At 34.5% G+C, this 12,571-nt stretch carries 10 protein-coding genes and 1 tRNA gene; 5 read left to right on the top strand and 6 right to left on the bottom strand.

Annotated elements, in window-relative coordinates:
* The 4 genes from BUB25_RS02605 (at position 1) to BUB25_RS02620 (ending at position 3,991) form a co-directional block, all read left to right on the top strand.
* The gene (locus BUB25_RS02605) at positions 1–1,896 is read left to right on the top strand and encodes a RecQ family ATP-dependent DNA helicase (protein WP_072939386.1); all 1,896 of its coding nucleotides are present in this window, start codon (positions 1–3) and stop codon (positions 1,894–1,896) included.
* Positions 1,896–2,843: a methionyl-tRNA formyltransferase gene (gene fmt, locus BUB25_RS02610; RefSeq protein ID WP_072939390.1), complete on the top strand. Its 948-nt coding sequence runs from the start codon at positions 1,896–1,898 to the stop codon at positions 2,841–2,843. The genes BUB25_RS02605 and fmt overlap by 1 nt, the downstream gene beginning before the upstream one ends.
* A gap of 178 nt (positions 2,844–3,021) precedes the next feature.
* Positions 3,022–3,294, top strand: coding sequence for an HU family DNA-binding protein (locus BUB25_RS02615; protein ID WP_072939393.1), 273 nt, complete (start codon positions 3,022–3,024; stop codon positions 3,292–3,294).
* Positions 3,295–3,430: 136 nt separating this feature from the next.
* Positions 3,431–3,991 (top strand): YqgE/AlgH family protein, encoded by a 561-nt coding sequence (locus BUB25_RS02620; RefSeq protein WP_072939397.1) that lies wholly within the window; start codon positions 3,431–3,433, stop codon positions 3,989–3,991.
* A 3-nt stretch (positions 3,992–3,994) separates the two neighbouring features.
* On the opposite strand, the gene BUB25_RS02625 is transcribed toward BUB25_RS02620, so the two are convergent.
* Complete coding sequence (locus BUB25_RS02625; protein ID WP_072939400.1) at positions 3,995–4,828, bottom strand: aminotransferase class IV; 834 nt, start codon at positions 4,826–4,828, stop codon at positions 3,995–3,997.
* A gap of 54 nt (positions 4,829–4,882) precedes the next feature.
* Positions 4,883–5,275 carry an START-like domain-containing protein gene (locus BUB25_RS02630; protein WP_072939403.1) on the bottom strand — a complete coding sequence of 131 codons (393 nt, stop codon included), beginning with the start codon at positions 5,273–5,275 and terminating at the stop codon, positions 4,883–4,885.
* Between the two features lie 153 nt (positions 5,276–5,428).
* Here BUB25_RS02630 and BUB25_RS02635 point away from each other — a divergent pair.
* Positions 5,429–5,502: transfer RNA gene (locus tag BUB25_RS02635), tRNA-Met, on the top strand.
* Between the two features lie 653 nt (positions 5,503–6,155).
* On the opposite strand, the gene BUB25_RS02640 is transcribed toward BUB25_RS02635, so the two are convergent.
* The 4 genes from BUB25_RS02640 to BUB25_RS02655 form a co-directional block, all read right to left on the bottom strand.
* Positions 6,156–7,244, bottom strand: a complete 1,089-nt coding sequence (locus tag BUB25_RS02640) for an alkaline phosphatase family protein (protein WP_072939407.1) — start codon at positions 7,242–7,244, stop codon at positions 6,156–6,158.
* A gap of 328 nt (positions 7,245–7,572) precedes the next feature.
* Complete coding sequence (locus BUB25_RS02645; RefSeq protein WP_072939410.1) at positions 7,573–9,078, bottom strand: calcineurin-like phosphoesterase C-terminal domain-containing protein; 1,506 nt, start codon at positions 9,076–9,078, stop codon at positions 7,573–7,575.
* A gap of 4 nt (positions 9,079–9,082) precedes the next feature.
* Positions 9,083–10,894, bottom strand: a complete 1,812-nt coding sequence (locus BUB25_RS02650; RefSeq protein WP_072939414.1) for an alkaline phosphatase — start codon at positions 10,892–10,894, stop codon at positions 9,083–9,085.
* A 90-nt stretch (positions 10,895–10,984) separates the two neighbouring features.
* On the bottom strand, positions 10,985–12,571 hold the full coding sequence (locus BUB25_RS02655; RefSeq protein ID WP_072939417.1) for a RagB/SusD family nutrient uptake outer membrane protein: 1,587 nt from the start codon (positions 12,569–12,571) through the stop codon (positions 10,985–10,987).

Below are 12,571 nucleotides of genomic sequence, written 5' to 3' on the forward strand. Positions count from 1 at the left end.
ATGTCTGAAGCATTACAAATTCTCCAAAAATACTGGAAACACGACAGTTTTAGATCACTGCAAAATGAAATCATTGATTCTGTTTTAAGCGGTCAGGACACTTTTGCTTTGATGCCAACAGGTGGCGGGAAATCAATCTGTTTTCAAATTCCGGCCATGATGAGCAACGGAATTTGCTTGGTCATTTCGCCTCTGGTTGCCTTAATGAAAGACCAGGTTGCCAATTTGCAACAGCGAAACATCAAGGCCATTGCATTGACCGGCGGAATCAAATCAGATGAAATGATTGATTTGCTGGACAATTGCCAATTTGGAAATTATAAATTTCTCTATCTATCACCGGAACGCCTGCAGTCTGACTGGATTTTAGACCGGATAAAAAACCTTCCCATAAATCTAATAACAATTGACGAGGCGCACTGTGTTTCCCAATGGGGGCATGATTTTCGTCCGGCATATTTAAAAATTTCCACCTTAAAAACGCATTTTCCAAAAACCCCTTTTTTAGCCTTAACAGCCACTGCAACTCCAAAAGTTAAAGAAGACATCATCAACGAATTGGGATTGCAAAAACCGCAATTGTTCCAAAAATCTTTTGCGCGATCCAATATCGCTTATATGGTTTTTGAAGTAGAAGACAAACTTTTCCGGATAGAGCAAATTTTGAAAAAAAATCCTCAATCTTCAATAATATACGTTCGAAATAGAAAATCCTGTCTGGACATGTCGTCCCAGTTACAATCTATGGGTTTTAAATCTACCTATTATCATGGTGGACTTACACCCAAAGAAAAAGACAAAAACATGCAACTCTGGATGCAAAATGAAGCACAGGTAATTGTTGCCACCAATGCTTTTGGAATGGGAATTGACAAACCCGATGTTAAAACCGTTATCCACATTCAACTGCCGGAGAATTTAGAAAATTATTATCAGGAAGCAGGACGTTCCGGAAGAAACGGCGAAAAAGCATTTGCTGTATTATTGACCAGCCCTTCGGATATCATTCAGGCCGAAAATCAGTTTATTCATATTCTTCCCGATAAAAAATTCCTTAATCAAGTCTATCTCAAATTGTCTAATTTCTTCCGGATTGCTTATGGCGAAGGAATAAACGAACAGTTTTCTTTCAACCTGAATCAATTCTGCCTGAAATACAAGTTTCCGGTTTTAAAAACGTATAATGCCATGCAGTTCTTGGACAGACAAGGAATCATTACTTTGTCACAGGAATTCTCTGAAAAGATCACTTTACAGTTTATTATTTCGTCGAAAGAAGTAATGCGCTATATGAGTCTAAATCCAAAAGACGAGGAAATTATTCTAACTATTTTGCGCACTTATCCCGGAATCTACGAGATGCCCATCCCTTTTAATCTGGATTTAATTGCAAGAAAATCAAATCATACAGAAGCGCAAATACAGGGAGTTTTACAGAAATTAAAAGAAAGAGACATTATCGAATACCATTCGAAAAACAATGATTCCAAGTTGACTTTTAACGAAGTACGAGAAGACGAAAGAACCATCAATAGAGTGGCTAAATATTTAGAGAATCAAAATGCATTAAAAAAAGAGCAACTCAAATCTGTACTGAATTATATCAACGAAAAAGAAAGTTGTAAGAGCAAATTAATTTTGGATTATTTTGGAGAAAAAACAAAGGAAGATTGTGGCATTTGTTCCTATTGTATCATTAAAAAAAATAAAAAGACAAATTTTAATCAGCTTTCAAAAGAAATTATTTCAATATTAAAAACAGAAGATTTAAATTCAAGAGAGATTCAAAACAAAATAAATAATCAATCGGCGGATGTTATCTTTGTCATTCAGCAATTAGTAGAAAGAGAAAGCATAACAATTAAACCGAACAATAAATACACCTTAAAAATATAATGGAAAAATTACGAATCGTATTTATGGGAACGCCGGAATTTGCGGTTGGAATCCTAGACACCATAATTCAAAACGACTATGATGTAGTAGGCGTTATCACGGCAGCAGACAAGCCAGCCGGACGCGGGCAAAAATTAAAATACTCAGCCGTCAAAGAATACGCCTTAAAACACAACTTGAGATTACTCCAACCCACGAACCTAAAAGAGGATTCGTTTCTGGAAGAATTAAAATCATTAAACGCCAATTTACAAATTGTTGTTGCCTTCCGAATGTTGCCCAAAGTGGTTTGGGAAATGCCAAAATTAGGAACCTTCAATCTTCACGCATCTCTCCTTCCCAATTATCGTGGCGCGGCGCCTATAAACTGGGCTATAATAAATGGAGAAACAAAAACCGGTGTCACCACTTTCTTTATTGACGATAAGATTGATACCGGCGCGATGATTCTGAGTTCAGAAACCGAAATTGATCCAAACGAAAATGCAGGACAATTACACGATAGATTAATGAATTTAGGCAGTCAGACTGTTGTTGACACCTTAGCACTGATTGAAAAAGGAAATGCAACTCCCATTATTCAAAAAGAAGATGCAACTATTAAGACCGCATACAAGCTCAACAAAGAGAATTGCAAAATCGATTGGACAAAATCAGCCTTAGAAATCAATAACCTGATAAGAGGTTTGAGTCCATATCCCGCGGCTTGGTCTATGTTTTCTGATAAAAATGAAGAATGGAACGTAAAAATATATGAGTCAAAAATAATCCTTGAAGATCACGATCACGAAGTGGGCAGCATTATTAGCTCAAAAAAAGAAATGAAAATTGCAGTGAAAGATGGATTTATACAGATTTTAAGCTTACAATTTCCCGGTAAAAAGAGAATGACTGCGCAGGAACTATTAAACGGAATCTCCTTTTCGGAGGCTGCAAAAGTCTTTTAAAGCCTCTAAAAACAGCCTATAGCTATAAATAATAAGAAATATGTATTGTTTTATGAACAAAAAAAGTAAGTTATCAACAAATCAAGCTAAAATAAAAGAAAACGCTTGCGAGGTAGGTATTTCCTGCTAAATTTGTGTATTGACAATTTTTTTAACCAACATTTAACAACTATTTATTATGAACAAATCAGAATTAATCGATGCTATTGCTGCTGACGCAGGAATCACAAAGGCTGCTGCAAAATTAGCTTTAGAGTCATTTTTAGGAAACGTAGGTGGTACTTTGAAAAAAGGAGGAAGAGTATCTCTAGTAGGTTTCGGATCTTGGTCAGTTTCTCCTAGAGCTGCCAGAGACGGTAGAAATCCTCAAACAGGAAAAACTATTCAAATCGCTGCGAAAAATGTTGTAAAATTCAAAGCTGGTGCTGAATTAGAAGGGGCAGTAAACTAATCAAAAGTTTCAAAACCTAATATAATTAAAACCTTCCTGATGGAGGGTTTTTTTATACACTTAAACGATTATATTTGGATTATTTTCATAGTTTTTCTTAAATTTATTATATATTTATTTAAAAAATTACAGCGCCATGATTTCAGAAAAATTAAAAAAAGGACAACTACTTATAGCAGAGCCTTCTATAATTGGAGATTTATCATTTAATAGATCTGTAATTTTATTAGCCGATCATGACAAGCAAGGCTCCGTAGGGTTTATCATAAATAAACCATTAAAATATACAATAAATGACATCATTCCTGAAATCAATGCTAAATTCAAAGTTTACAACGGTGGTCCTGTAGAACAAGATAATCTTTACTTTATTCACAACATCCCGGATTTAATTCCAAATAGCATCGAAATATCCAATGGAATATATTGGGGAGGTGATTTTGAGTCTGCCAAAATACTTATCAACAGCGGGGCAATAAAAAAAGACAACATTCGTTTTTTCCTAGGCTATACTGGCTGGGACGAAAATCAATTGGAAACTGAAATGCATGATAACTCGTGGATTGTAGCAACCAATAATTATGAAAACAAAATCATAGGCAAATCAGCAACCCACTTTTGGAAAGAACAGATCATGGAATTAGGCGGTGATTATCTTATCTGGTCTAATGCACCCGAAAATCCTTATCTTAACTAAATTTTAGCTTATTAGAGCGTTTAATTTTTGCAATAATTCTGTTGCCAAAACATCTGTAAACTCTTTTTTTCGGTACTTGCTTATAGGTTGTATTCCTTTTATAACATTTGTAATAAATAACTCATCGGCTTTTTGAAGATCAAATGGAGAAATTACATCTTCAACAACTTCAATTCCTTCCGTTTTTCTAGCTAATTCTAAAATTTGCTTTCTCATCACACCATTCAAACAACCTTCTGAAACCGGGGGAGTGATCAGTTTATTCCCCAACAGCATGAAAACATTCCCTTGAATTGCCTCTACCACATTCTTACTGTCATTTAGCAACAAACAATTATCTAATCCATTCTCGTCAGCAAAAATACTCGCGGTAATATTTAAAATTCTATTGGTTGTTTTTATAGAAGACAGCAATTGCTTTGTGACATAAAAATCTTTAAACAAATCCACCTCATATTTCTTTTGGTCAAATGAATACAAAGTGTTTTCAAGAGCTATAGCGTGAACCAAAAAAGAAACCGTATGGGTTTTAGGCAAATAATACCCACCATCATTTCTAAAAACAGTAATTCTGGCACGAGCCGAGTCGGATATTCCATTGTGATGAACCAAAGAAAGCATCTGTTGTTCCAAATACTCCATCGTAAAATTCATGGGAATTTCCATTCTGACCACCCTCATCGATGCCATAAGTCTGAAATAATGATCTTCTAAAAAAAGAATTTTAGAATCGACGATCTTTACCGTCTCAAAAACAGCATCAGCATATAAAAAAGCACGATTTTCTGTCAATATATTAGCATCTTCAGCTACAATAGTCCCATTAAAATTAATCATAAAAAAGCCCTAAATTTGATTTAGGGCAAATGTAAGTCATAAAATACAATTTTACTATACTGATCCAATAAGATGTTTAAGGTCTGAAATTTGATTTTCCCATAACAATGATGCCTCATCAACTTCATCTTTATCGGCAAAATCGACAACCATCAAAGAGACGTCTTTTGTCAACTCATCCACTAAAATATGCAGCTCAAAAAAATATTCGGTATCTTTTCCGTTTCCGTCTACCCATCTAAATTTCACTTTCTCTCCTGATTTTTTAGAAGCAAGCCTGGCTTTCTCCTCAGAATCGTTCCATATAAAGGTATAGAACTCCCCTCGCGAATTTACATTATCAGCAAACCATTCTGACAAACCAGAAGGAGTTGATATATATTGATATAACAATTGTGGAGAAGAATTTATAGGAAATTCGATTTCGTAACGTACTTTTTGATCCATGTGCTACATATATTTTTTTCGAATATATAGATAATAAGCCCGAAAAAAAAATGTTTTCAAAAATATTTTTTTTTCTTCAAAATATGCTTGTGCGCTTTAATATAATTTATATATTTGCACCCGCAATCAAGGCAGTACTATTTGAAAGCATTTGGCGAGGTAGCTCAGTTGGTTAGAGCGCAGGATTCATAACCCTGAGGTCACGGGTTCAACTCCCGTCTTCGCTACAGAAACAAACCCTTAAACATCAACTGTTTAAGGGTTTTTTATTGGGATTCTATTTTGAAAATCCAGACTTCCAATCGGATTAATGCAAAAACCTGTGAAGCTAGAAAAATTAGGCATAACTATTAGTTGGTCTAAAAAGAATAAATTCAACATTCCTCCCCCTCCTTCCTCTGAATTATGATTTAAAAGCTTCTGATTTTCTAATTATTCCTATCAGTCTTAAGTATTTTCGTTGTAGGAATTCGATAAGTGTTTTTTTAGTGCTTAGGTTGACTCCTCTTTAGTGTTTTGTTTTGATACTTCAGTCATATACTATCTATGCTATATCTGTACTATATCTATACTATATCTGTGCTATATCTCTACTATATCTATGCTTCAAAAAGTAGAAATTCATATATTTTCTTGCAATTAAAGGCTTTTTAAAACATTAGTTTATTGTGGCTTAATGAGTTCAATTTGTCCTATAAAAATGGACAATCAAGTGAGGGATACTACAAATCAAAATAAAAACATTAATAGCCATTAAGCAGAAAAGGTACAAATGATATGTAGTTTTCATTTATACCTTTTCGGTTTTTACCCCAATATTTTAATTTCCAAAGCCCCTTTTTCTATCAGCGATGAAAGTTTGGGATCTAAATAACGGTTATTATTTCAATACTTCTGTTATTTCTTTAGCTATAGGATGCTCAGCCTTAAAAGTATAGCCCATTAGTTTAGCAATGGTTTGAGCGAACTGCTGTTGATAGAGCTGTCCTTCCGTTTTTATTTCTCCTTTGGCACTAATTCCAGTACCCATAGCAGCTAACCATATCTCAGATGCGTCCTGAATATCACTGCCGTGATCGGTCCACTCCTCTTTTATTTTATCCCCTCGACCATGATCTGTCGTAAAGAACAGAGCCGTCTTATTCTTATACTTGGGGTCATTTTGCACGAAATCCCAAATTTGTTTAACCCAAGCATCAACCTGATGAGCTGCATCCAAATAAGAACGGTATTGGCCCGAATGTGCCCATTCATCTGTTTCTCCAAAAGCAACATACAATACCTTCGGCTTATTCACTTTCAATTCCTCCATAGCTTCGTATTGTGTAAACACATCAAAACATTCGTCTGTACGCCAAGGTTTATAAGAGTCTGCGAGCATGCTATTGATCAGTTTTTGTTGGACAGTTGGATTATCGCCTCCTACTTTATCAAAAGCCGAAACTACCGGTATGCCGCTTCGTTTTTCATTTAAAATTCTGTCAAATGCTTCCCAAGCACCAAAAGCGGCTACTTTCCCCTTCAGTTTGGGCTGCTGGTTTAAAAACTCCAATAGGGTTACATGGGGATTAGCTTCATACTCATTCGAATTAATGGCCGGATCACCATAACCGGTCATTATTTCGCTATAACCCGGATAACTGAACCAATGTGGATTGGCATTATTTACCTTATTCTCAAAATTTCTGTTCCCGTACAATTGCCCTTTTGAAGCAACTTCTGACCAGATAAAAGGCATCAATTTCTCTCTGCGTTCGTTGACATTCTCACTCCAGAATTTTTTAAAAATATAAGTGCTGTCCCCTTGGTTGAATTTTCGGTCTTTGGCAATCGCCGCATCCATTCCCTCAAAGAGTTCCTGCCATCTCAATCCGTCGGTCGTGATGATAATGATGTTTTCTGCTTGTTGTGCATGGGATAAAATACCCTTAAAAATCAGCAATAATAATAATAATAAGATTTTTTTCATTTTATTTTTTATATAGTTATAGACAATATACTTTTCATTATTTTTTACAAATGCTTACAAAACCAATTATTTTTTTTAAACTAGATTAATATTAAGCCGTTGGGGGTAATTAGTTTTTGATGACAGTTATCCTCAGCTCGAGTAATTTTCGTCGAAAAAAACTACCAATGTCTTTTTTAATTATTAAACCTAACGGGTTAAAATAGTTTAAAGTTATACGCTTGCAAACTTCCCGACAACTTTCACCTAGTATTTTTCGCCAGATTTAAGTTTGAAATTTTTATGATTTAAAAAGTGAATAAAAAGTCCTCTTTTGACATGATCTTCATCATTTAACCCACAAAACTGTGTTTCCAAAAGCTTCAAAATTTAATTTCTTGCTAATCGCTTTAATCTTCACACTGTGTGCACCCGGCAACAAACCAATAGGTTTCATTATTCTCCATAAATGATTACTTATGGTTTCCGGTTTTGAAATTCTTGATATATTTAAACTATCAAACCTACCTAAACTTTGTAAAAAATATAATTTTTGTAACCTAGGAGATATTCCTTCAAACTTAATCATATCAATCCACTCTCCTCCATCAAAACTTATAGATACCTTAGTTGATTCATCTGCTGCAAAAACATTTGCATAAATAAAATTATCATTTAAAAAATTTAATGTTGTATCCCACTCGTTCTCTTGCGGTAAAGTTATATCCATTTGTTTATTCTCTGCCGCTCCAGAAACTTTGTAGTCTAATTTATATGTATTTTCATTCATTCTCAGAAACCAATATCCTTTCGGTGTACCATCATACATTAAAGAAAATGGAATTTGATCTATATCATGTGGTCCTTGCCACCATGCTCCACATACAGCCCCAGCAACTAACTCATGGACTGGAGGCTGCTTTTCTCTTTCAAAATATTTGTGATATTGAGTATGCGTATGTCCCGCACCTATAAATACATTTTTGAATGGTTTCAAAATTGTGATAATCTCATCTCTATCTTCCATTTCCTCTAAAGGGATGTGCATGAATATATTTATCGAATCAAAATTATCCTTTTCTAATTCGATTAAATGTTTGACAAATTCTAATTGCATTTCATCTAGCCTTCCTTTGTAATCTTTTTCATTTATTGGATAAATATTATTAAGTACTAAAAATAATTGTTTCCCATATTCAAAAGCATAATAAGAAGGTCCAAATATTCTTTCAAAGCTTTTGTCTCTATCCATGAAAGCCGTTTGCTTAAAATTCAAATCGTGATTGCCTATGGTGTAAAAAACCGGAGCTCCTATGAGCCCTAAAGTTTCGGATAAAGGTTTGAAAATATTCAAATTATCAAAAGAAAGATCACCTAAGGGAACTATAAAATCAAGGTCTTTATCTATCAATTCTTCGGTAACTAATTTCCCAACATGATAAACATCATCCATAACATCTACCTGAGTATCGCCCAACAAAGCAATTTTTAAGTCCTTTTTTTCTTGATGAGGAATTAACGGAAAGTTATAGGTATCTACCTGTTTCACTTGGTCAAAGGGCACATAAAACAAGACACTATTTTGTTTGTTTACGGGCGAGATATAATCTGCTGGCTTAATCAGAAAAACGGTATTTCCGTCTACCTTTTTTATACTATATCGACCTTCTTTATCTGTCTTGACAAAATCTTTTCCATTAGAAATTAAAACATTTGGCAAGGCCTGTTCCCCTTTGTCTTGAATACTATTTTTATTGCCATCTACAAACACGACTCCCGAGACTTTGCTTTGTGACTGAGAAAAAGTAAAAGTACAACTTAGCAGTAGGGCAAAATTTAAAACTATTTTATACATGCTTTTATTTCTTAATTTTTAATACTTCAAGAATTTTGTAGAACAATTCATTATTTTCATACACGCCGGTGAATTTATTAGATTGCGGTCCGTAAGCAAATAGTGGCACCATAGTTCCAGTATGGTCGTCAGTAATAAAATCGCCTTCAATTTCATGTTTAGCAGCATCGCCTTGAGAAATAGAAAATCCTGAGGTTTCATGATCAGCTGTTACAATAACTAATGTTCTTGGGTTTTGATCTGCAAATTTAACGGCTTCGGTAATGGCTCTGTCAAAATCTACTCCTTCAGAAATAATCCCCGGTACATTATTTTGATGTCCATAACTATCAATTTGCGCACCTTCAACCATTAAAAAAAATGGTTTATTTTTACTCTTTAAATAAGTTAATCCACTTGCTGTTGCTTCTGCTAATTGATTTCCACGACCCGATAAAACAGAAGATACTCCTTTGTCTGAAAGGAAATACAGCACTTTCTCTTCCTTAGTATTCTTTATTTCTTCTAAAGAGGATAATACGGAATAGTTAGTATTTTCTAAACTAGTTCCAAAATCTCTCTTTTCCCCTCCTATCATCAAATTCAAATTACTTTTAAGTAAATCACCGGCAATCTCAGAAGTCATGGCTCGATCTACTTGATGTGCGTAAAAAGCTGCTGGTGTCGCCCCCGTGATATCATCGGTAGTTATACATCCTGTAGCGTAATTTTTTTTATATAAAATTTCAGCAAGATTCTCCAATTCTCTATCGTTTTCATCTACTCCTATAGCTCTATTATGTGTTTTTACCCCAGTAGCCAAAGCTGTTCCTGCTGCAGCTGAGTCAGTTATAAAGTCATCTGCAGATTGTGTTTTTAAAAAACCAATACTCCTTAACTGGGTAAGCGTAAGCTTTCCATTATTGGCTAGAACGGCCGATGATATTTGTGATAAGCCGTTTCCATCTCCAATTAATAATATAATATTATCTATTGCAGTATCTTTTTGATCTGAAACAAAACTAGGTGTATATACCTCTGAAAAAATAGTATTGGTATAGGTTCTCTTGCTTAAAGAATTTAAATATTGCGCACACTGATAGGGCTGGTCTGTATTGATAAAATCTATTCCCAAATCTACAAAGGTTTTCCAAGTGGTCTTTGAATCATGAACTCCCCAAAAACGAACTGGTTTACCCAATGCATGTACTTGATTTACGATTGATTTAATCTTAGTATAATCGTCATTTGTTAAGCGTCCTTTCCCATTCCATGTAGAAAAATTCTTAAAGTCATAACTCACAATAGCAACTTTGCTCCAAGCATCTTTACTAATAGGATTCTTAATATCCTCTTGATAATCAAACTTAATATAAGCTGGGAAATTTTTATAATCGGTTACTTTAGGTCGGTTACCTGATATGACAATAGAAATTGAAGGATCGTTTATAATCGATGGATATTTTTTTAAACTCTTAATTAATGCATTTAATGTACTATAAGCCTCCGACTTTATATCGATTAGCAGTTGTAATGGATAAGATGTCCCTAGATGCAATTGCTTGCTTTGAGTTAAAGGGATTAAATATAAACTTTCAATAGTTCTGTTTTCGATAATGTCATTCTCACTATGGGTAACATACAAGGTATTGTTTTTAAAAAAAATATCCGCTTCAATAGACTGTAATTTATTACTGGTGGCATTCCAGAAAGGAACATCCTGCTCATAATCATTGTGTGAATGAATCTTGTAGTTTTTCGAATTTTGACTTGATACAGAAATAGACGCTAGCAGAAAAAGAAATAAGAAAAAATTAATTTTATATGATTTTAACATGAAATTTTTAATTGTTAAAAGAGAAGATACTTTAAAAAAGCACCTTCTCTTAATTGAAAATAAACTAAACAAAATATTATATAACAACCACTACCATCCTACATTTTGAGGAATACCAGATGATGTAATTACTGAAGTTGGTATTGGCCAAACATTCATATGATTAGGATTGAAATTTCTTGCAGGCCAAACCACTTTAAGATTATATGGCGAATCTGGATTAGATCTGTCTGTATGTATTCTACCATAAAGTGGCTTGCTATACACTTCCTGAGCATCTCCCCAACGCACTAAATCAAAGTGTCTGTTAGCAAATTCTCCCGCAAGTTCCACTCTTCTTTCATGCTTAAGATTTACCATGGTTGCATTAGTAACGGCAGGAAGCCCCGCTCTATCTCTAACCTGATTTAAAGGTGCGTCCCCATTTTTACCTTGCATAATTAATGCTTCTGATTTGATCAAAAGAATCTCGGCATAGCGCATAAGGGGTACATTATACACTGTTGTAGGAGCATCACCATTAGAATTAATATACACCCCTATTGGGTTTTCAAATTGGTATTCATACATATACTTATTGAATTGAAAACCGGATAATGAATTCTCAGATTGGTATTTCTTTTTTGCTCCAAAATAACCAAACTCATCTCCAAAATTTAAAATAGTCACTCCTCTTCTGACATCATTTGCTTCAAATTCTTGGTATAAACTTTCAGTTGGCGTATAATATCCCCAACCATTGTATTTACCCCAACCTTTATTTTCTAACATTACTCCGGGCAATTTACTTCCTCCTTCTACTCCAGAGTCAACTGACCAAATGTATTCACTGGTCCAATTGTTAAGATGACTGTGCAACAATCTATAATCTTGTTGCGGATTATTCGTATCGATCAAAGCTCTTCCAGATCCTGAATTGGTTACAGCATCGCAGTATTTAACAGCTTCTGCATACTTCGTATTATCAAATTGAGCCCAGTATAAGTATGTTTTAGCAATATAAGCCAAGGCAGCATCTTTATGCGCTCTACCTAAATTCGCAGATGAATACTCGGTATACAAGGGCAATAACTCAGCTGCTTTAGTTAAGTCTTCGACAATTTGAGCGTAATTATCTGCTACGCTCTTTGGTCGTTTAAAACTTCCTGCCGGTTCATCCATATTGGCTTCGGTGATAATAGGTACTCCACCATTTGAACCATTATCGCCATAGGTATGAGCTAACCAGAAATAATGAAATGCTCTCATAAAATAAGCCTCTCCTAACAATCTGTTTTTAAGCTTTTGCTCAACATTCATCTTAGGAACATGTCTAAGTACATCATTAGCACGACGAATCACTTTATAACTCTGAGGGTACATCCATGAAGTATATCCTTCGGTACCTTTAATTTTAAAGCTTTTTATATTGTCTGCTTGTGAGTTAATTCTACCGGTAACCATATCATCAGAAGCATTAATGTACCAGAAATATCCTCTTGCGAACATATCTTCATCTTTCATATAGAAATAGATACTGTTTACTGCCTCAACAGCATCTTGCTCAGTTTTCCAGAAATTGACATTAGAAGTACTTCCTTTAGGATCTAAATTTGTAAACTCATTTGAGCAAGAAACTAATCCCATCAATGGAGCAAAACAAACTAGTATAGCGAGTTTTAAAACTTTTTTATTCAT

Origin of the sequence: Flavobacterium granuli (assembly GCF_900129705.1) — a bacterium.
Classification (GTDB): Bacteria; Bacteroidota; Bacteroidia; order Flavobacteriales; family Flavobacteriaceae; genus Flavobacterium; species Flavobacterium granuli.

Excerpts from the sequence above, each read along its gene's own strand:
- BUB25_RS02620 (WP_072939397.1), top strand. The coding sequence starts at position 3,431 with ATGATTTCAGAAAAATTAAAAAAAGGACAACTACTTATAGCAGAGCCT.
- BUB25_RS02640 (WP_072939407.1), bottom strand. The coding sequence starts at position 7,244 with ATGAAAAAAATCTTATTATTATTATTATTGCTGATTTTTAAGGGTATT.
- fmt (WP_072939390.1), top strand. The coding sequence starts at position 1,896 with ATGGAAAAATTACGAATCGTATTTATGGGAACGCCGGAATTTGCGGTT.
- BUB25_RS02605 (WP_072939386.1), top strand. The coding sequence starts at position 1 with ATGTCTGAAGCATTACAAATTCTCCAAAAATACTGGAAACACGACAGT.
- BUB25_RS02650 (WP_072939414.1), bottom strand. The coding sequence starts at position 10,894 with ATGTTAAAATCATATAAAATTAATTTTTTCTTATTTCTTTTTCTGCTA.
- BUB25_RS02655 (WP_072939417.1), bottom strand. The coding sequence starts at position 12,571 with ATGAATAAAAAAGTTTTAAAACTCGCTATACTAGTTTGTTTTGCTCCA.
- BUB25_RS02625 (WP_072939400.1), bottom strand. The coding sequence starts at position 4,828 with ATGATTAATTTTAATGGGACTATTGTAGCTGAAGATGCTAATATATTG.
- BUB25_RS02615 (WP_072939393.1), top strand. The coding sequence starts at position 3,022 with ATGAACAAATCAGAATTAATCGATGCTATTGCTGCTGACGCAGGAATC.
- BUB25_RS02630 (WP_072939403.1), bottom strand. The coding sequence starts at position 5,275 with ATGGATCAAAAAGTACGTTACGAAATCGAATTTCCTATAAATTCTTCT.
- BUB25_RS02645 (WP_072939410.1), bottom strand. The coding sequence starts at position 9,078 with ATGTATAAAATAGTTTTAAATTTTGCCCTACTGCTAAGTTGTACTTTT.